General features: G+C 47.4%; 16 protein-coding genes. 7 read left to right on the top strand and 9 right to left on the bottom strand.

Annotated features, from left to right (window positions below; genetic code table 11):
- Positions 1-6: 6 nt before the first annotated feature.
- The 9 genes from HFE01_RS07735 to HFE01_RS07775 form a co-directional block, all read right to left on the bottom strand.
- The gene (locus HFE01_RS07735) at positions 7-552 is read right to left on the bottom strand and encodes a glutathione peroxidase (RefSeq protein ID WP_167437962.1); all 546 of its coding nucleotides are present in this window, start codon (positions 550-552) and stop codon (positions 7-9) included.
- A 177-nt stretch (positions 553-729) separates the two neighbouring features.
- On the bottom strand, positions 730-1,002 hold the full coding sequence (locus HFE01_RS07740) for a hypothetical protein (protein ID WP_013310628.1): 273 nt from the start codon (positions 1,000-1,002) through the stop codon (positions 730-732).
- 67 nt (positions 1,003-1,069) lie between these two features.
- Complete coding sequence (gene nth / locus HFE01_RS07745; protein ID WP_025365090.1) at positions 1,070-1,744, bottom strand: endonuclease III; 675 nt, start codon at positions 1,742-1,744, stop codon at positions 1,070-1,072.
- 213 nt (positions 1,745-1,957) lie between these two features.
- Positions 1,958-2,608 carry a GerMN domain-containing protein gene (locus HFE01_RS07750; protein ID WP_025365091.1) on the bottom strand — a complete coding sequence of 217 codons (651 nt, stop codon included), beginning with the start codon at positions 2,606-2,608 and terminating at the stop codon, positions 1,958-1,960.
- A gap of 49 nt (positions 2,609-2,657) precedes the next feature.
- Complete coding sequence (locus tag HFE01_RS07755; protein WP_017427585.1) at positions 2,658-4,157, bottom strand: N-acetylmuramoyl-L-alanine amidase family protein; 1,500 nt, start codon at positions 4,155-4,157, stop codon at positions 2,658-2,660.
- A 294-nt stretch (positions 4,158-4,451) separates the two neighbouring features.
- A complete protein-coding gene (locus tag HFE01_RS07760) occupies positions 4,452-6,026 on the bottom strand; it encodes an N-acetylmuramoyl-L-alanine amidase family protein (protein ID WP_016822139.1) in 1,575 nt (524 codons plus the stop codon).
- Between the two features lie 231 nt (positions 6,027-6,257).
- Complete coding sequence (gene leuD, locus HFE01_RS07765; protein WP_016822140.1) at positions 6,258-6,860, bottom strand: 3-isopropylmalate dehydratase small subunit; 603 nt, start codon at positions 6,858-6,860, stop codon at positions 6,258-6,260.
- Positions 6,861-6,881: 21 nt separating this feature from the next.
- On the bottom strand, positions 6,882-8,306 hold the full coding sequence (leuC, locus tag HFE01_RS07770) for a 3-isopropylmalate dehydratase large subunit (protein WP_167437961.1): 1,425 nt from the start codon (positions 8,304-8,306) through the stop codon (positions 6,882-6,884).
- Positions 8,307-8,688: 382 nt separating this feature from the next.
- Positions 8,689-11,538, bottom strand: a complete 2,850-nt coding sequence (locus HFE01_RS07775; protein WP_167437960.1) for an alpha-amylase family glycosyl hydrolase — start codon at positions 11,536-11,538, stop codon at positions 8,689-8,691.
- 382 nt (positions 11,539-11,920) lie between these two features.
- Between HFE01_RS07775 and HFE01_RS07780 the strand changes: the two genes are divergently transcribed.
- The 7 genes from HFE01_RS07780 to hydF all read left to right on the top strand — a co-directional run bounded on the left by HFE01_RS07780 (position 11,921) and on the right by hydF (position 20,215).
- A complete protein-coding gene (locus tag HFE01_RS07780; protein WP_235209013.1) occupies positions 11,921-12,412 on the top strand; it encodes a DUF2294 domain-containing protein in 492 nt (163 codons plus the stop codon).
- 129 nt (positions 12,413-12,541) lie between these two features.
- Positions 12,542-14,704, top strand: a complete 2,163-nt coding sequence (fdhF, locus tag HFE01_RS07785; RefSeq protein ID WP_016822143.1) for a formate dehydrogenase subunit alpha — start codon at positions 12,542-12,544, stop codon at positions 14,702-14,704.
- Positions 14,705-14,742: 38 nt separating this feature from the next.
- On the top strand, positions 14,743-15,330 hold the full coding sequence (locus HFE01_RS27575) for a 4Fe-4S dicluster domain-containing protein (RefSeq protein ID WP_256620844.1): 588 nt from the start codon (positions 14,743-14,745) through the stop codon (positions 15,328-15,330).
- 68 nt (positions 15,331-15,398) lie between these two features.
- On the top strand, positions 15,399-16,865 hold the full coding sequence (locus HFE01_RS07795; protein WP_167438156.1) for a [FeFe] hydrogenase, group A: 1,467 nt from the start codon (positions 15,399-15,401) through the stop codon (positions 16,863-16,865).
- A 69-nt stretch (positions 16,866-16,934) separates the two neighbouring features.
- The gene (locus HFE01_RS07800) at positions 16,935-17,525 is read left to right on the top strand and encodes a 4Fe-4S dicluster domain-containing protein (protein WP_167437959.1); all 591 of its coding nucleotides are present in this window, start codon (positions 16,935-16,937) and stop codon (positions 17,523-17,525) included.
- 1 nt (position 17,526) lies between these two features.
- Positions 17,527-18,975 (top strand): aspartate ammonia-lyase, encoded by a 1,449-nt coding sequence (locus HFE01_RS07805; protein WP_107733453.1) that lies wholly within the window; start codon positions 17,527-17,529, stop codon positions 18,973-18,975.
- Entirely contained in the window at positions 18,962-20,215 is a 1,254-nt protein-coding gene (gene hydF, locus HFE01_RS07810; RefSeq protein ID WP_107733452.1) for a [FeFe] hydrogenase H-cluster maturation GTPase HydF, read from the top strand. Before HFE01_RS07805 ends, hydF begins: the two co-directional genes overlap by 14 nt.
- Positions 20,216-20,244: the final 29 nt, after the last annotated feature.

Raw genomic sequence — 20,244 nt, forward strand, 5'->3', positions numbered from 1 at the left:
AGATCATTACAGTAATGCTTCAATATATTCTTCCATATCCAGAGGGTCAGTCGTTGCTTCAAATCGTTTGATCACTTTCCCGTTCCGATCAATCAGGAATTTCGTGAAATTCCATTTGATCGAATCTCCTGGTAAGTACTCAGGATGACGCTCATGAATTAAAGGAATAAGTATTTTGGCAACCGAATGCGTTTCATCAAAGCCCTCAAAGGGCAACGACGAAGCAAGATATGTAAACAACGGGTGAGCCTGCTCATCACGTACATTCACCTTTTGAAACATAGGGAACGCGACACCATAATTCAGAGTACAAAATGTTTGCACACTTTCATTGGAATCCGGCTCTTGATCGGCAAATTGATTGCATGGAAAACCGAGAATCACCAAGTCTCTATCCTTAAATTGATCATATAGACGCTGCAAATCCTGATATTGAAATGTAAATCCGCACTGGCTGGCCGTATTTACAATCAACACTACTTTATCTTTATAATCACTAAGGACAATTTCCTTACCGTTCATCGCAATGGCTGAATAATCATAAATGCTCATTTAAGAAACTCCTCTGAAAATGTAATTGAAGATTTCATATATAAACATGTGAAATCGTCCATATCCAGCGTTTTATGACGTTCTTCAAGGTTTGTGTTAATATGCGCCTACAGGCTGGTTAGACCAGCCGAGCCGCCTACACCGGAACATGCAACGCATGTCGTCCGCAAATTGCACTTAATTAGCTGCAGTCTCAAGCACTGGCAGCAAAATTTCAAATACTTGACCATGCTGTAAAATCGTAATCCCACGGGATTTATCCTTCATTACAACCACTTCTGGCTTTTGTGACATACGCTCCAAGTAATGCTCGGGTACATCACCAGAATGACTAACTGTGATTCCCTCTAGCTCGCGCTCTTCGTTTTCAGCAAACTCTGTTGTTACAATTTGCTCAAAAATATCGGAGAACGCCTCAAAATTGTCTGTATATACCGAAATGCACTTCATTACTCTTCATCCTTTTCTACACATAAATGGTTAAACCCTCTATTACCTTTATAGGTCATTCGGGTCTTTAAGCTCTACGTTTCTTATCTTTTCTGATAAGAGACGTTTTCATACGTTTCTTGCCTTCCCTGCACACATCAAGCAATGGACATACCTGACATTGAGGGTTTTGAGCTTTGCAATGGTAGCGTCCAAAAAAAATGAGTCGGTGATGGGTCACAGACCATTCATCCCTAGGTACCCTTTTCATCAGCTTTTTTTCCACCTCAAGCACTGAATCATCCCACCCTGCAAAGCCGAGCCGTTTGGAAACGCGCTCTACATGCGTATCTACCGCAATAGCTGGTACATCAAAGGCAGTAGATACTACGACATTAGCCGTCTTGCGGCCAACACCAGGTAGCTTGACCAGCTGATCATGCTCCGAAGGTATCTCTCCCCCGTACTGGTCTATTAAAATTCGGCAGAGGTTATGAATATGCTTGGCCTTGTTTCGGTACAAGCCGATTCTACGAATATCCTGCTCCAGTTCCTCAAGAGGAACTGCCAAATAATCCTCAGGTGACTTGTATTTTTGAAACAGGTCTGCCGTTACTTTATTGACCATCTGATCGGAGCATTGAGCAGACAATAACACGGCAATCGTTAATTCAAAAGCATTGTCATGGTTCAGCTCACAATGGGCATCCGGAAACATCGTACCGATGGTGTCCAATATATGACGTGCGGTTGCTGCATTCACGGAAATCCTACCTCCTAGCAAAAAAAACGTCTTGATACGGGATAGCCCGCATCAAGACGGTCACTCTAAATAATCATCCGGAAAGAAACGAATACTATTTGTGCATGACTGCCTGCATAGGCGAGAAATACACTCCTATATTATCATTATCTGTCACAGATTGCACGTGAAAAGTGTGTAAATTCCCAAGAAATTTTCATACAGTCTAATTGATTAACGGCTCATAGGATGCTCCAAATCTACATGTCCCATTAAGGACTCTAGAGATTGACCATCTACGAGCAAATCCAGCGTTTTGACTTCCTTGAATTGGAACATCGTTTGCTTCAAGGCATCGATAGCCAATTCCTCACCGCCAGCTCCCAATCGAGCCTCATCCGGCAGGGAAATATCAAAGGTCAATGCACCGTTATCCAATTTGATCTTATGCACGGTAATTTTCTCGGACCACAATGGAACCAGAGCAGAATCACCGCTCTTTTGTAGAGCTTCAAACGCTTTTTGGAATTTTTCCAGCTCGCTTGGATAGGTAATTTCCTTTTTCTGTTCTTTTAAGCCGTTCTCTTGTGTATCCGTGTAGTACACCGTGATCTGCTGTGTTTGACGATCTCCTGACTTTTCCGTGTCTGTCTTGGTCTTTGTAGGCTCCGTCGACGGAGATGCAGGTGTTTGACTCGCTCCATTATTTTCAGCAGACTGAGCTGATGGATCAGGGGTCGTCTGTTCGGGTGTACTATTTTGTGCAGCTGAAGTTTGTGTTTCCTGAGATGGAGTCGCAGGAGCCGATGTTTGCTTAGAGGCACACCCTGCACCTGCAATGGCAAACAGTGCCAGCAGACCTGCAATTACGATTTTTTTGTTCATATGTCTGTCCCCCTCCTTACTTGACGTTGGCAAGCGATTTGTTGAAGATTTATTTTACGTCGAGATACTCTGTGATTCCATCTGCAATCCCTTGAGCTACCCGGTTTTGAAAATCTTCATCAAACAGTGTTGCTTCCTCTTTTGCATTACTCAGATATCCTACTTCAAGCAAAACAGCTGGCATCGTCGTTTCCCGAATTACATGGAAATTCCCATAACGAATGCCTCGGTCTGTCAGACCCGTCGCAGGAGCAAAGTACTTATGCATAACGTTGGCGAACGCTTTGCTTGCACTACGCTGGTAATACGTCTCTGTGCCGTTGGAAGCTGAGCTACCGCTACTGTTAGCATGAATGGACACAAACACGTTGGCTTTAAGATTTTCAGCCACTTTTACGCGCTGTTTAAGCTCCAAAAATGTATCATCGCTACGTGTTAACACAACCTCAAGTTTGGGGTTTTGTTTTAATATGCTTTCTACTTTCAGGGCCATCGCCAGGTTGAAGGTCTTTTCATAATTTTTTCTCGAAATACCAACTGCCCCGGAATCTTTTGCTCCATGTCCAGCATCAATAACAACGACCTTTTTACCATTGCTGTTAACCGGGGATGTCTGTGTGTCATCAGGCTGTGACCCATCCGGTAACGTTGCATCTGGCGTTGTATTCACTGAATCCTTGGAAGCCAGATCGACGATAACACGATTCGATCCATCATTATATGCGGTATAATTCATGGCATGTTTCAAATCAATAACAACGCGCACCGTTGATGGTTCCTTTTGGAATAAAGCATATCGGATACCGGACACATCCGCTTCATTCTCAATGTCCAACGAACCATTTAAGTTGCTATCCAGCTTCTGCTGATCTCCGAAATTGTCTGCAAACGCAGTCGCTGGCAAATCTACCACTACCCGATCAGGGCCTGTCATCGTAAACGCTTTCGGCTTGACGGCACTCGCTGTTGTGATCGTTAAGCGGTTTTGGCTGAAACTGACTCCCTGCACCTGTGTCACACCTGAACTCGCATTATTGGTTGGCGCAGTTACACTTCCTGTACCTGTACTGTTATTTCCGGACTTGGGAGGTGTAAATTCCCCGTTTCCAGACCCACTACTGCGGGTATATAATTTTACGGACTTGGAGCTGCTGTCCCATTTTACGTCCAGTCCCATTTGCTCGCCGATAAAACGAAGCGGTACAAGGGCATAATTGGAACGCAGCAGAGGCGAAGCATCCAGACTAATGTCGCTTCCATTGACAGTCGCCGTCTTACTTCCGATTATCATTCGGATCGAGGTACTGTCCTTCTCAATCGTTATGGTTCGCGCCTGCTGCTTCCATGTCACGTCATATCCCAAATTTTCAGAAATTACGCGCAGCGGAACCATCGTACTTCCGCCAATTACTTGTGCCTTAGCACCACTAGGGACACTTAACTGTTGATCGTCGAGATAGATTTGTGTTCCACTCGAAGCCGCATGTCCATAACCCGGAACCGCCCACATGAAGACAAATAATAACAACAAAAAACCAAATTTCTTCATTCGTCACCCTTCCATTCATAATTTTTTTGCCACATGCTCCGGTGCGGCGACCTGATATACGCGCTTATGTAATATCAGACAACCTTATAGACGTTATCTCACACCAAAAGTTGCGAATATATTCCATCATAACAGAAATATACGTGCCAAAGAACTATTTTTGTCGAATTTTGACTAAAAATATGGACCATTCGCTTCCCGTCAAAAGTCACAGTCCGAAAAATGAAAAAAGCTACTTTTCACCCTTATGAATTTCCATCAAAAGGTAAAAATAGCTTATATCACAAGCCTTCTTTAGTTGAGTGTTTCAGTTATTCCTGTGCCTGTTCCAAGGTACTCCTTCAGGCCATCGACAATACCTTCGGCAATCTTCTGCTGTGTTTCTTCTGTGAACATGGCCGCTTCATTAGACGGATTACTAAGGTAGCCACATTCCAACAGTACAGCAGGCATTTGTGATTTTCTTGTCACCACATGGTTTGCCACCTTAATGCCATTATCCTTAAACTCAGTTGCTGCTACAAGATGCTTATGCATGATCGTGGCCAGGCTTAAACTTTCCTGACGTGCATAATAGGTTTCAGACCCATTAGCTTTTCCGTTATTGGAGGTCGGCATACTGTTACCATGAATGGAAACAAACACGCTGGCCTGTTGATTATTAGCGAGCTGTGGGCGCTCATCCAGTGTAGGATACGTATCTCCATTGCGAGTCAATACAATTTGAATGTCAGGATCATTTTGAGCAAGCTGCTGGACCTTTAACGCTACAGCCAATGTAAATTCCTTCTCATGTCGTCCAGTCACGCTGCCTGCTCCAGGGTCCTTACCACCATGTCCTGGATCTATTACGACGATTCGCCGTCCTTCGACATTCGTTGGTGCTACCATCTCTGGATTTACACTACGTTCACGCAACTGAAGGGTGATATCGCCTACGCCATTAGTCGAAAGATCGTAATCACGTGTCTGATTCAAAGCAATGACAATACGTGCTCCTCCTTTTGTTCCATCTGCAGGAGCAAATCTGATTTCCTGTACATCCTCACTGTCACTAATTGTCAACGCCCGCGTGCCATCCTTGCGAACCGGGAACGACTGGAGAAGGCCTGCCGACAGTGAAGCCTCCGGTAAATCTACAACTATACGGTCAGGTCCCGTCATTTTGGATACTTTAGGAGTTAGATCTTTGTTCAGAGAAATCTTTAGCGTTTCACTATCAAAAGAAATGTTTTGTACAAGCACCGCATTTGCAGTGGTCTGTTCTACATTTTGCTCCTTGGATGTTGATGGTACGACTTCCGTATGCTTGTCTGCTTCAACTGGATTTATTGTCGTCGCTGTGGCTGTAGACGTTTTATTTGTGCTTTTTGGACTCTGTGTTGACGTTTGCGACGGTTGTTGGGATTGAGCCTGTTTATTAGCTTGTTGAGTTGCAGTCTTCTGACTGAGATTTACGGATTTATTTTCATTATTCCAATCCACCTTTAACCCCATTTGCTCCCCAACAAAACGCAATGGAACCATGGTCGAGCTGCCTCGCAGCACAGGTGGTGCATCCAAACTAACTGTTTTTCCGTTCACATCAGCCGATGTACGGCCTACATACATAGACATATCGGTACTGTTTTTTTGTATTGAAATTTTATAGGCTTGAGGTTCCCACTTAAACTGATATCCAAGCTGCTCCCCAACCACCCTGAGCGGTACCATGACTTTACCATTGACCATTTCAGGCTTGGCATCTGCAGGCGCTTCCACCCTTTTGCCATCCAAAAACAATTCTGCTCCAGCCGCATTCACATGAGGGGAGGACGGCCACAACCAAATCAAAATAGCCGCTAATATCACCCAACCATATTTCTTCATCCTCATTCCCCTAACTTATATATGTATTTTTTGTGCTACTTACAGACATAGTCCTTCAACCATTTTACATTTACAATACCATGATGAGTCGAACCGTCAACCCCTTATTTACCAATTTATTTTCTAAACATGATAAAAGCCCGCAGGCAAAAGAGTTGCCAGTACGGGCTGTTTGTCTATCAAATAAATCAACTATATTTCTTCATAATGAAGCTGGATTGGAGATGAACATTATGCGCCTTGTTTCGCAGCACGTTTTTGCTCATAAGCCAGAATTTCAGACTCATGCTGGAGGGTCAAGCCAATATCATCCAAGCCTTGCAGCAGGAATTGACGGCGATGTTCATCCAGATCAAATTCAATACGAAGGCCGTAATCGTCAGTGATCGTTTTTTCATTCAGGTCTACGTTTAATTGGTAATTATCATGCTTCGCCGTGCGCTGGAACAATTCCTCTACTTGCTCTTCAGACAGCTTGATCGGCAAAATACCGTTTTTAAAACAGTTATTATAGAAGATATCCGCAAAAGACGGTGCGATTACACAACGGAACCCATAGTCCATGATTGCCCACGGCGCATGCTCACGGGAGGAGCCGCAACCAAAGTTGGCGCGAGAGATCAGAACAGATGCCCCTGCATAACGAGGCTTGTTCGGTTCAAACTCAGGATTAATATTGCCCGCTTCATCAAACCGCCACTCGTAGAACAAAAACTGCCCAAAGCCTGTGCGCTCGATTCGTTTCAAAAATTGCTTAGGAATAATAGCATCCGTATCCACGTTCACCCGATCCACAGGCGCTACAATTCCTTTTAAAGTTGTGAAAGCTTCCATCGTTAATTCCTCCTCCGTATCCTAGCGGACAACTTCTTCCTGCTTGAATTTCCAATCCCGTACATCGACAAAATGTCCATGAATCGCCGCAGCGGCTGCCATTGCTGGAGATACAAGGTGAGTACGTCCTCCGCGTCCCTGACGACCTTCAAAGTTGCGATTAGAAGTTGACGCACAACGCTGTCCCGGTTGAAGCACATCTGGATTCATCGCAAGACACATGCTGCAACCCGCTTCGCGCCATTCAAATCCTGCTTCTTGAAAAATGACGTCCAGTCCTTCTTCTTCAGCCTGAATCTTCACACGACCCGAACCTGGTACGACGATTGCCGTGACTTTGTCAGAAACCTTGTAGCCTTTAGCTACCTCGGCCGCAGCGCGCAAATCTTCAATCCGACCGTTGGTACAGGAGCCGATAAACACGTAGTCAATCGCAATATCCGTGATCGGTGTGCCTGGCTTCAAATCCATATATTCAAGCGCTTTTTCAGCTGCTTTACGTTCGTTTTCTGTCGGCAATTCTGCCGGAGTCGGTACGGTTGAGGAAATATCTGTCCCCATACCCGGACTGGTGCCCCAGGTTACTTGTGGTATCAAAGCATCGACGTCAAACTCCAGTACGACATCAAACTCGGCGCCTTCATCGGTGACAAGTGCTTTCCATTCAGCAACTGCTTGCTCAAAAGCAGCTCCTTGCGGCACATGCTCGCGTCCACGCAAGTAGTTGAAGGTCGTTTCGTCCGGTGCAATCATACCTGCTCTGGCTCCGCCTTCAATGGACATGTTGCACACTGTCATGCGCTCTTCCATGCTCAACTCGTGGATGGACTCACCTGTGTACTCAATAACATAGCCTGTAGCGAAATCTGTACCGTATTTGGCGATGACACCCAAAATCATGTCCTTTGCCGTCACACCAGGTTTGCGACGCCCTACGAAACGAACTTCCATCGTTTTTGCTTTTGCTTGCTGGAGACATTGCGTTGCTAATACGTGCTCTACCTCACTGGTTCCGATACCAAAAGCGAGCGCTCCGAACGCCCCGTGTGTGGAGGTATGGCTATCACCACAAACAATCGTTTTTCCCGGATGAGTCAGACCCAGTTCAGGCCCCATAACGTGAACGACACCTTGATCCACCGTATCCAGATCATATAGTGTGACACCGAAATCGCGGCAATTTTGAGTTAATGTATCAATCTGCTGCTTGGAAATCGGGTCCGTAATGTTGTAACGATCTTTTGTCGGTACATTATGATCCATTGTGGCAAACGTGAGCTCTGGACGACGCACCTTGCGCCCGCTAAGACGTAGTCCTTCAAACGCCTGCGGCGAAGTTACCTCATGTACGAGGTGAAGATCAATGTACAAAATACTCGGCTTGCCCGCTTCCTGATAGATGACATGGTTATCCCAAATTTTCTCGAACATGGTCTTTTTACTCATCAATATTCACCCCTGTGTTTTTCGAACCTAGTGGAGAGAAGCTGTACGGCTCTCTCTTGGATGTCAACAATATACCACGACGTGTCTGATTGGTCTAAGATATGATATCTATAGAAGTGATAGTCTTGACCTATAAGCGTGCTAGAGAAAATATTGAGGCAGGGAGTGAAGTTGGTAGGATAGAAAAATATATCCCTCTAGTTTTCTAACCAACATTTGCCCCGAGAGCTATGTATCTTGGAAGATTAACACACCAAAGGCCGAAGGTTATTTTTCCTTTCGACCTTTGGTATGACTCTATTTTTATATCATTATAGTTTTCTGTTAAACCTTGAGATTCAGTGTTTCTCCATATCGTACAGCGTCAACCTCCGCTGACAGTTTACTTCAAATAGGTTCCCGTTTCTCCAATTCCACCACTGCCATTCAATACATATACCCTTGCATTTCCTTTACCGGAGCAAGTCAAGGTGATTTTGCCATCCGTAACGGTTTTGGAATCACCGGTCACTGCATCCACATAGGTTCCGTTCGGAATCCCGGAAAATGTTGCATTTCCTGAAATCGTGACCAACGCAAAACTGTCAATGCCTTTGGCGCTGTCGGTATATCTTCTCTTAAACGCAAGATTGCCCGTTACATTCTCTGTAGAATACTGGCCTTTTTGCAAGGCAGGAACAGCTCTTCTAATTAAATTTAGCTGTCTGATATGTTTCGCCAGAGGATGGTTGAGTGATTCCGCAAGCGTGCCAGTAGCGTTTGTGTATTTGCCATAATCTTGTACCATAACACTGCCTTCTATGTGATCCCCGTAATAGGCCCGTCCCGTTTTGCTTAACGGTGCGTTTGGACCCGGATCAATGACTGCCCCCTTTTGAAATTCGATTTCGGAGCCATAGAAAATGGCGGGTATTCCGCGGAAGGTGAACATCAGGTCAAGATTCTCGGCCCAAGTATCTTGTGTGCCCGCAAATCTTTGATTTTCCGGAGCCTGATCAGGCGCATAGTCATGCGAGTCGACATAGGTTACATTCCACGTAGCATCATTATAGTATTGGTCGCCACTTCTCATATTAAAGGCTTCATGCGCGGTCTTGAATGCCCAATGCATCGGGAAATCAATCACATCCATGCCCGATTTCCTCGAATAGTCAGGTGTATGATAGGTATTGCCGATTAAGAAAGCATTGTTCGAGGTTGGCTGTCCTGCTGTAGTAGAGTTATCCGCCCACTCTTGTTCAACCGACATTTTATTAGAGGCATAGTCATTTTTCCCATCGCCCGGATACGATTTTGAAGCCTTCCAAGTATAGAATGGTGTTGAGATCGCTGGAATTCCGCTGTTCCAAACATCTCTGTACCGGGTGGCTACTTCTCCAAAAACATAGAAATCCGAGCCTCCTCTTGTCTTCCAGGCAGGAATATAGTATTTATTGAAAATATACCGGCTCACATGCTTCACGGTATCGACACGGAAAGCGTCCACACCCATGTCTATATAGTGATTGTAAGTATCAATTAAATATTTGTTAACTGCAGGGTTTTCTGTATTCAAATCCACGCAATCTCCCGCTATCTGACCAGTCTGAACAGTATAGGATTCCCAGGAAAGACTTTTCTCTGTATGGTAAATGTTATTGTTCGTTTCCGTATTCTTCATTAGAGCGAGTCTTGCCTGATACTGCTGATCGGGTGTCATGGAATCATAGTTTGGCGGCAGCTTATCCGTAGTTTTCACCAAGTTGTTACCGGTATCCGGTTTAGCCGGATCTTTCTTAAACATGGGGTACAGATTCTCTTCACCAAAATTGCCGGTATGATTGACGACGATGTCCTGAATGACCTTCAGCCCTTTGGCATGGGCCGCATTGATCAAATCCTGATAAGAAGCTCCCGCCGATTCATACCTTGGGTCTACTTTGGCAAAATTTATAGCATGGTAACCATGATAATCATAACCGCTGGCATTCTGCACAACAGGTGTAATCCAGATGGCACTAAATCCGAGGGCTTTGATATAATCGAGTTTCTGAATCAGCCCCTTAAAATCTCCTCTCCAAGCAGGGTCTGAATCTGGATTACGCGCCTTGGCATCATCCCATGCGTGCACATTGTTGCTTGGATCACCGTCATAGAACCGGGAAGTAATCACGAAGTAAATAGTGTCTTCCCGAAAATCACCTTTGTCTCCAATATTATAAACAAAGCTCTGTTTGGTTTGATTTCCAGCACCGTCTATAACAAGAAATTTTAATGTCGTGGTCTTGGAGATAAGGATGGATGGTCCGGTCAATCCGGCCAATGCGTTACCGAGGATGTAGACTTTTGAGCTTGTGGTCGGTTCCGTACCATCCTCCGTGTAGTATGCCTTGGTCGTTGCCGCCTTGTTATCTTTCAGGTTGAAGGATACAGTCACAGAGGAACCGGAATGCCCGGCAGGCAAATTCGCTGTGATTGTCGGAGCTTGCAGATCGGCATTCAGGTCAATTACATAATCGAAAGAGGATGCATTTCCGGTTTGACCGATTGAATTAACGGCGATGGCCTTGATAGTCAAAGAGGAAGCAACCTGAATTGGAGTGGTATACAAGGTCGAGGAGGTCGTAGGTGTCGAACCGTCTACCGTATAATAAATCTTATCGCTACTGTTGGTGCTGGAAAGCGTTACCGTTTGAGCCGAATCGTATGTTTTCGGCACAGGAGAGATGGAAACCGCCGGAATTTTTGGAGTTTCCGGGTTGGCATCATACCATACGTTATCCGTGTAATACCAACCCTCTTTCACACTGCGAGACAAGTCGGCCGTCTGTTTGCCACTACTGTCATTAAAAATGAGACTTGAGCCTGTCGCCTCGGCAATGGTATAGCTATACCAGTCGTTTCCGTCCGACTTCATCAGAATTCCTGGCCACGCCCCACTAATCGGAACGGTTGACGGATTCAAATTCCAGTAATGGATTCGAATTGTTGAATTCCAGTTTGAAGGCTTCTTAAAGTGAACCGTTAATCCGTTTTGAGTTGCTGTAGGTGTTGCCATAGGTGCATATGTTGCAGTAACGGTAGAAGTAGCCGATGCGGTTGGCAATGGAAGAGCATTCACTGTGGAATTCGTATAGGTTGCTGAATAATCGGTATTACTGGCCGAAGCACCACTAGGTAAACCGAAGAAGTTCAAGCAAAGCGACAATATAATCAACCAAGAAATAAAACTCCCTGTTTTTTTTCTTAGCAAGTTAACACCCTCCTGATAAAATTTAGTGGGTAGATCGTGCAACCGGTTGCATAAAAACAAAAAAAAAAGAAAGACACTTATTTGGATAAAATGAATCTATTGATCGCCTCCTCCGTGTTATGTAGGGAAAATAATCATTGTACGCGCTTACAAAACTAGCACTTAGAAAAGCCCATTTAAATACGGCTCAATAATACCAATGATTTTTCCTTTTTTGATTATATCATCCATACTTTTCCTCGGTCAATGTATTTGCTAGTGTGTAGATTTCCTCGCTCGCTAAATTCCCAGCACACCTATCTCCAATCTAAACTATGTAAAATTTTGGTTAGGTGTAATGAATTTCACATCTTTCCGGGTCAACCTGTTCTACCATAGAAGAGTGATACGCCGTGCTGGGCAGACCATTTTGGTTGGGACGTCTACTTCCTTTTCTAAATTAGCTACAGAGGCTGTCTGGCATGTGCGGCAAGTACGCCTTTATTTTGATTCGAAGCGGAGTGTCCAGATGTTGAATACCGAATTGGAATACCGTGAGCGCATCAGGAAGCTGGCCGTATGTATTGTCAAGCATTACCGAGGAAAAGGACCGGACAACGTTAAGGTTTCTCTCAACTCACCACTCCGAGTTACAGTAGAGATCCAGGGTACTTTGTCTAATCTGTCCGAAATTCTCGTTCATGAAGGCGCTGTGGAAAAGGTCAGTGATTACTGGAACGTCCTTCGTCCTTATCTGGAAAAGGAGTTTATGAGGGAAGCCGAAAAAACACTTGGCAGTCCCTTCACTTACACTTGGGAGGTCTGCCCCTCCGTCCATGGAGACGGACATATTATCATTACTCTTGAACTACAACACATACCCCGGTTGGATTAGCGGGAAGGAGATTATCTCCTCGCTCGCGGATAAGCCAGTACAGGATGCAGCGTGAAGCGGCATTTTTGTATTGGCTTTTTTTCATGTTACGAGTTTCATCTATTTCATATAAAAAGAGGTGCTGCACTCATGGCAGACAAGGTATTAACAGTATGTCCCTACTGCGGAAGCGGTTGTCAGCTTCATTTGCTAGTGGACAAAGGACAGGTAATTGGCGCAGAGCCGGCTAATGGTCGTACAAATGAAGGAACATTGTGTTTGAAAGGACATTATGGGTGGGATTTTCTGAATGATCCACAGATTCTGACTGCACGCTTGCGCAAGCCCATGATTCGCAAAAATGGAGTCATGGAGGAAGTGGAGTGGAATGAAGCCATTCAGTATACTGCCGAACGACTGTCAGCCATTAAGGAAAAGTATGGTCCTGACTCTATCATGGGGACGGGCTCCGCACGCGGTCCGGGAAATGAAGCCAATTATGTTATGCAAAAATTCATGCGGGCAGTCATTGGCACCAACAATATTGATCATTGCGCTCGTGTATGCCACGGCCCTTCTGTAGCAGGTTTGACTTACTCGCTCGGGGACGGGGCTATGTCCAACTCTATTCCTGAAATTGAACACTCTGATCTCATATTCGTATTTGGATACAACGCGCCCGAAACGCATCCAATCGTCGCAAGACGCATCGTAGCAGCCAAGCAACGAGGTGCCAAAATTATTGTATGTGATCCACGCATGACTGAAACGGGCCGCATTTCAGATATGTGGCTGCCTCTAAAAGGCGGCTCGAACATGGCTTTGGTGAACGCTTTTGGTCATGTGCTAGTGCATGAAGGGCTTTATGACAAAAGATATGTGGAAGCAAACACAGAAGGCTTTGCCGAATACGTAGATAGCATTAAAAAATATACGCCCGAATATGCAGAAGGCATCACAGGTGTCAAGGCGGCTGACATTCGGGCGGCTATGAGGGAATATGCCAAGGCTCCTACCGCTACAATTCTGTACGGAATGGGTGTATGTCAATTTTCACAGGCTGTTGATGTGGTAAAAGGGCTTGCTTCCCTTGCCCTACTGACCGGAAATCTGGGCAAGCCAAATGTAGGTATTGGACCTGTACGTGGACAAAACAATGTTCAGGGCTCCTGCGACATGGGTGCATTACCTAATGTGTATCCTGGTTACCAGGATGTCATTGACACCGCAGTTCGCAAAAAGTTTGAAAAAGCATGGGGTGTTGAGCTACCGCGTAAAAAAGGATATTCACTTACAGAAGTACCGCATCTCATTCTGAAAGAGAACAAGCTGAAGGCTTATTATATTTTCGGCGAAGACCCTGTACAAAGCGATCCGAACGCTGCCGAGCTGCGTGAAGCGCTAGAACAATTGGAATTTGTCGTAGTGCAGGATATTTTCATGAACAAAACGGCGCTGCATGCGGATGTCATCCTCCCTTCTACCTCTTGGGGCGAGCATGACGGGGTGTATTCTTCGGCAGATCGGGGCTTTCAGCGTATCCGTAAGGCCGTCGAGCCGCAAGGTGATGTAAAGCCTGACTGGGCCATCATTAGTGAGGTTGCTACCGCCATGGGCTACCCTATGTCCTATGCGAACACAGAGGAAATTTGGGATGAAATGCGAAGCCTCAGTCCTTTATTCGCTGGTGCCAGCTACCAGAAAATGGAGGAACAAGGCGGCGTGCAATGGCCCTGCCCTACAGAGGATCATCCAGGTACACCGTATTTGTACAAAGGCAATCAATTTTCCACACCTAGTGGTAAAGGACGATTATTCGCCTGCGAATGGCGTCCGCCGCAAGAACAGCCGGATGCAAAATTCCCGCTTGTCTTATCTACAGTCCGTGAGGTAGGCCATTATTCGGTGCGTACGATGACTGGGAATTGCCGTGCATTACGCCAGTTGTCTGATGAGCCTGGATTTATTCAGATTAGCCCAGAAGACGGAGCAGATCTGAATATTCTGGATGGCGAAATTGTTGCCATCTCCTCCCGTCGGGGACGCATCATGGCGCGGGCACAAATTAGCGACCGTGTGCAACAAGGTGCGACCTACATGACCTATCACTGGTGGGTCGGAGCATGTAACGAGTTAACCGCCGATTTTCTCGATCCGGTATCCAAAACCCCAGAATTGAAATACTGCGCCATCCGGTTGGAACGGATTGCCGACCAAGCGCAGGCTGAACGTGATGTACATGAATCGTACCAAAAGATTCGCAGACAGATGAACGTCCAGGAAGCCGTTCTAGCTGACAAGGTGACAAGATGAGCGGCGTACGAAACACGTTAAACCATTCGACGAGCAGAATGGGTTCAGCCAATAGAACAAGTGCTGTTGCCTCCTCTTTCGTCGTTGCGGATGGCGGGCAATGTATTGGCTGCAAAGCCTGCGAACTGGCGTGCTTTGCCGTTCACGGTCAGGCGAGTGGCATAGGCGCTTCGATCGGAACCGTCAGCGTGCCTGTGGTGCCCAAGGTGTATGTGGTGCGAGCTGGGGATACGTACGTGCCAGTGCAATGCCGGCATTGTGAGAATGCCCCCTGTGCACATGCCTGCCCGGTGCAGGCCATTCGTCAGGAGGACGGCGTAGTCATGATTGATGAGGAACGATGCATCGGCTGCACCTCCTGTGTTTTGGCCTGCCCCTTCGGGGCAATCGAGGTGTCTCCGGTCTATCGAGCCGGGCACGTTATCACGCAGTCCGGCCTGACTCACCGTGCAAATCGAACCGCGCTTCCCCGCACTGCGGCAAGCAAATGCGATTTGTGCGCGGAAACAGAGAACGGACAGCCTGCTTGTGTAGAAGCCTGTCCAAATCATGTGCTACGGCTGGCCAATGGTATATCCGACTCGCCTCCAGAGCCTCGGCGGGAAGTCTTTTTCCCACGCCTGTAAGGTCAAAATCAGCCGCAGAAAGGTAGAAAAACATGTCAACAACAGACAAGATCTCTTCGCCTCCTTGTATGAGGACGTCTGATTCTACAGACCCCGTCATTCATATTGACCCAACGCTCTGCACTGGATGCAGACGCTGTGCGGGTGTTTGTCCGGTAGATGCCATAGAGGGACTGCCTGGAGAACCTCAAACCGTGAACGCAGACCGCTGTGTTATTTGCGGTCAATGTGTGCAAATATGCAGCGTGTACGCCTCAGATTGGGCAGATTCATCTCCACAGGCAGCCGCCATCAGACGACAGGAACGTATACGTGAACGCGATATGCCTGCCGACATCGGCGAACCGCTATTTGCTGCCTATTATAGCTATAACCTGATTAAGGTAGCTGACATGATGAAGAAGCCAGGACAGCTTCGAATCGTGCAGTGCGCCCCAGCCATTCGCGTGTCACTCGCGGAGGAATTTGGTATGCCGTTTGGTACCCTGACGCCCGGCAAAATGGCCGCTGCCCTTCGTCGTCTCGGCTTCGATCGAGTATATGATACGAATTTCGGAGCTGACGTAACCATCATGGAAGAAGGCACTGAGCTGATTCGCCGCGTAACCGAGGGTGGACCGTTACCGATGTTCACATCCTGCTGTCCAGCTTGGGTCCGTTTTGCCGAGATTGAATACCCCGATCTGCTAGACCATCTATCCAGTTGCAAATCGCCAATGCAAATGGTAGGAGCGCTGATCAAGACCTATGGTGCACAGCTGGATGAAGTGGAACCTGCGAATATTTATAGTGTCGCGATCATGCCATGTACCTGTAAACAATTTGAATGCGATCGTCCCGAAATGGAATCCGACGGTTATCGTGATGTGGATGAGGTGCTGACCACGCGTGAGCTGGCATACTGGATCAAGCAGCGCGGCATTGATTTTATGAACCTGCCTGATGAAGAATTTGATGCACCGCTAGGTCAATATTCAGGAGCAGGTACTATTTTTGGGGTAACTGGGGGAGTTATGGAAGCTGCCATCCGCACAGGCTATGAACTGCTGACGAATGAGAAGCTGCCCAAGCTCCAGCTGGATTTTGTCCGTGGCGAGGAAGGCATTCGAGTAGCAGAGGTACAGGTAGGCGAGCTGCAGCTCAAGGTGGCGGTCGTCGCTGGACTCCAGCATGCCTACCAACTCCTGGATCGTGTGCAGGCGGGTGAATGTGATTATCATTTTATTGAGGTTATGGGCTGTCCAGCCGGCTGTATCAGCGGAGGAGGGCAACCCAAGCTCATGTTGGAAAAACAAAAAATCGAGGCTTATCGTGCGCGTAAATCGTCCATCTACGGACATGATGCTGCATCTCAGGTGCGCAAATCGCATGAGAATCCTTTTATCATCAAGCTGTACGATGAATTTCTGGGTGAGCCGCTAGGTCATGTATCGCACCATCTGCTGCACACGACCTTCCAAAAGCGTGGACCCGGCAAGCAGAGCCGTAGCAATGATATGCCCGTCAAAGGGCATAACGATTATTCCATTCATTAGTACGCTCAACACATAAGTATGATCATTAGAAATTATATTTTGCTGTTAGTTAGAGAGGAGTCGAGTTGTATGAATCGCTTTGTTTTAGCTGATCCCGATCAGTGTATCGGCTGTCGCACCTGTGAAATCGCCTGTGTTATCGCACATTCGCCGGAGAACCCTTTTATCTCGCCAGATGACGAGTTTCATTTTCACCCTCGCCTACAGGTGATCAAATCATTCGGAGTCACTGCACCTGTTCAGTGTCGTCACTGTGAGGATGCTCCATGTGCTAATGCCTGTCCAAACGGCTCCATTACGAACGCAGACGGCTGCATTCTTATTAATAGCGAAAGCTGCATTGGCTGTAAAACCTGTATGATCGCCTGCCCTTACGGTGCAATTACCATGGTGCCTCAATACAGAGATGGACAGCCGGTCGTGCAAGACGGACTGTACACCAATGTGTCGGGTCGTTTGCAACCTAAAGAACGCATGATTGCCAGCAAATGTGATTTGTGCGAAGGTGTGGACGGCGGACCGGCCTGTATTGGAAAATGTCCAACTCAAGCCCTCAAGCTGGTCGAGCCAGATCTGATTCATGCCCGGGTTGAGGAAAAACGAGCTGCAAGTGCACGTCAGCTGCTGCATATGACACGCATTCCGGCGACGGGTCTATAACATGACTCCGTCTTCTCCTCTGGTCAAAGTTATGCGGACCGAACGGGATGCACTAGGAGACATGGAAATTCCTATGGATGCCTTGTACGGTATTCATACCGCACGTGCGATGAACAATTTTGCAGTCAGCGGCAGGCCAGTGAACAGAAATCTGATTCACGCTCTTGTGTTGGTAAAAAAAACCGCCGCTCAAGTGAATGGTGAGCAGACCCGGTTGTCTGCCCACCGGGTCTCTGCCATTGTAAATGCCTGCGATGAATTACTCGCCGGACGGCATCAAGATATGTTTACCGTGGATGCCATGCAAGGCGGCGCAGGCACCAGTACCCATATGAACGTAAATGAGGTCATTGCTAATTTGGCCATTGTACAGCTAGGGGGGCAGCCAGGACAATATGAGCTTGTACATCCGCTGGATGATGTGAACTGCTGCCAGTCTACGAATGATGTATATCCGACGGCGCTACGAATTGCAGCGATACGCCTGCTGCGCCCTTTGTGTGACACGATGTCTTCGTTACAAAATGCTTTACAGCAAAAAGAAATAGAATATGCCGACCTGCTCAAGCTAGGCCGCACACAGCTAATGGATGCCCTGCCTATGATGGCCGGGCAAGGCTTTGGCGCCTACGCAAAAGCTATAGGGCGTGACCGTTGGCGCCTCTATAAAGCCGAAGAGCGGCTACGAGAAATCCCTATTGGAGGCACGGCGATTGGCACAGGTATGAATGCGCCTCGGGCTTACAGCTACCGGATGGTCGAAAAGCTGGCGGATGAGACTGGATTAGGGCTATGCCGTAGCGACCACCCCATGGACCCAATTCAAAATATGGATGTCTTCGTCGAGGTGTCAGGTCTACTTAAATCCGCCGCGGTAAATCTGCTCAAAATATCTAGCGATTTTCGTCTGCTAGCCTCTGGTCCTTTCGGTGGTATCGGTGAATACCTGCTGCCCCCAGTCCAAGCTGGTTCCTCCATTATGCCTGGTAAGGTCAATCCGGTAATGGCTGAAATGGCCGGATTGACAGCGATGCGTGTGATAGCCGAAGATGCGGCTATCACGATGGCTGCTGCCTCTGGACAGCTGGAGCTGAACGCGTTCCTGCCGTTGATTGCCGAATCGCTGCTCGAATCGCTGCATATTCTCACCAATGCCGTTCAACTGTTCGAGGAACGGTGTGTGCGCGGTCTGATCGTACAGGAGGAACGCTGCTCTGCTAATCTGCACAGCTCAGCTGTGATGGCCTCCGCGCTGGTCGCTGAGCTTGGCTATGATGAAGCTGCTTCCATTGCATCAGCAGCCATTGCACAGGGTCGCACACCAGAGGATATTGCAGAGGATCGCGGTCAGCTGACCCGTGCGCGGATTGACCAATTGTGCCATCCCTATACCGTAACCAAGCCCGGAATTCCGGGGCAGGAAGAAGGAACTCACCATGGGAATGAATGATACCCCAAGAAGTAACCGACCACATATCGTTCTGCTTGGTCGCCGAAATGCAGGCAAATCCAGCATTCTGAACGCCTTGACCGGCCAGCCCGCCGCTGTGGTATCACCTATAGGAGGAACGACTACGGACCCCGTTTTCAAGCCGATGGAGCTACTTCCTGCGGGTCCCATTGTTCTGGTGGATACCGCCGGACTGGACGATGAGGGTGAGATCGGGGAGCTGCGCCGCAACAAAACGCTAGAAATACTTAATAGTACAGACTTGGCTCTGCTGGTCATCGACGCCACTGTTGGAGTCGGACCATTCGAGTACGAGCTGCTCGAAAAGCTACGCACCAAAAAGATTCCTGTCATTGGTGTACTGAATAAAATAGATACCCTTGCTGAATCAGATCCAATGGCTGCAACGCTGGAGACCGAATTGAATCTCGCACTGGTTCCTTTCAGTGCATCTATGCTCCGGGGTGACGCAGAACTGAAAAAGGCCATCACAAATACACTCCCCCAAAACGAAGATCGCTTCCGTATCGTAGGTGACCTGTTGTCACCCGGCGATCTGGTCGTGCTGGTGGTTCCCATCGATAAAGCGGCACCAAAGGGACGATTGATTCTGCCGCAGCAGCAAACGATCCGTGATACGCTAGAGAGCGATGCCATCGCTGTCGTGACCAAAGAGCATGAGCTACGTTTGACGCTGGAGCGACTGGGACGCAAGCCCAGCCTGGTCATTACCGATTCACAGGTCTTTATGAAAGTTGCGGCCGACACGCCCAAGAATATACCCCTTACCTCTTTCTCCATTCTGTTTGCCCGTCACAAAGGCGATCTGGACGAACTGGTGCGAGGTGCAAGAGCCATTGAACGTCTCAAGGACGGAGACCGTGTACTCATTGCCGAAGCCTGTACTCATCAATGCCAATCTGACGATATTGGTCGAGTGAAAATTCCACGTTGGCTCCGTCAAACGATAGGTAAACGCCTCATTATTGAGCATGCATCCGGCTCCAGCTTTCCTGATGATTTGAGTGAATATGCATTGGTTATTCATTGCGGTGCCTGTATGCTCAATCGGCGTACAATGCTTCACCGAATGTCTGAAACGAAAGCGGCCGGCGTGCCGATTGTGAACTATGGTGTGTTTATCGCTTATGTCCAGGGGGTCTTCCCCCGGGCTATTGAATGCTTTCCATCTGCTATGCTGGCCTGGGAGCAGGCCGCTGAAGCAGGAAGTTATTCTTAAAATCTCGTCATTAATATTCTCTTCTCTAG

The sequence above is a fragment of the Paenibacillus sp. EKM10P genome, from assembly GCF_011800655.1.
Taxonomy (GTDB): domain Bacteria; phylum Bacillota; class Bacilli; order Paenibacillales; family Paenibacillaceae; genus Paenibacillus; species Paenibacillus polymyxa.

Excerpts from the sequence above, each read along its gene's own strand:
- HFE01_RS07735 (WP_167437962.1), bottom strand. The coding sequence starts at position 552 with ATGAGCATTTATGATTATTCAGCCATTGCGATGAACGGTAAGGAAATT.
- leuD (WP_016822140.1), bottom strand. The coding sequence starts at position 6,860 with ATGGAAGCTTTCACAACTTTAAAAGGAATTGTAGCGCCTGTGGATCGG.
- HFE01_RS07740 (WP_013310628.1), bottom strand. The coding sequence starts at position 1,002 with ATGAAGTGCATTTCGGTATATACAGACAATTTTGAGGCGTTCTCCGAT.
- HFE01_RS07800 (WP_167437959.1), top strand. The coding sequence starts at position 16,935 with ATGAATCGCTTTGTTTTAGCTGATCCCGATCAGTGTATCGGCTGTCGC.
- HFE01_RS07805 (WP_107733453.1), top strand. The coding sequence starts at position 17,527 with ATGACTCCGTCTTCTCCTCTGGTCAAAGTTATGCGGACCGAACGGGAT.
- HFE01_RS27575 (WP_256620844.1), top strand. The coding sequence starts at position 14,743 with ATGGGTTCAGCCAATAGAACAAGTGCTGTTGCCTCCTCTTTCGTCGTT.
- HFE01_RS07750 (WP_025365091.1), bottom strand. The coding sequence starts at position 2,608 with ATGAACAAAAAAATCGTAATTGCAGGTCTGCTGGCACTGTTTGCCATT.
- leuC (WP_167437961.1), bottom strand. The coding sequence starts at position 8,306 with ATGAGTAAAAAGACCATGTTCGAGAAAATTTGGGATAACCATGTCATC.
- HFE01_RS07760 (WP_016822139.1), bottom strand. The coding sequence starts at position 6,026 with ATGAAGAAATATGGTTGGGTGATATTAGCGGCTATTTTGATTTGGTTG.
- hydF (WP_107733452.1), top strand. The coding sequence starts at position 18,962 with ATGGGAATGAATGATACCCCAAGAAGTAACCGACCACATATCGTTCTG.
- fdhF (WP_016822143.1), top strand. The coding sequence starts at position 12,542 with ATGGCAGACAAGGTATTAACAGTATGTCCCTACTGCGGAAGCGGTTGT.
- HFE01_RS07795 (WP_167438156.1), top strand. The coding sequence starts at position 15,399 with ATGAGGACGTCTGATTCTACAGACCCCGTCATTCATATTGACCCAACG.
- HFE01_RS07755 (WP_017427585.1), bottom strand. The coding sequence starts at position 4,157 with ATGAAGAAATTTGGTTTTTTGTTGTTATTATTTGTCTTCATGTGGGCG.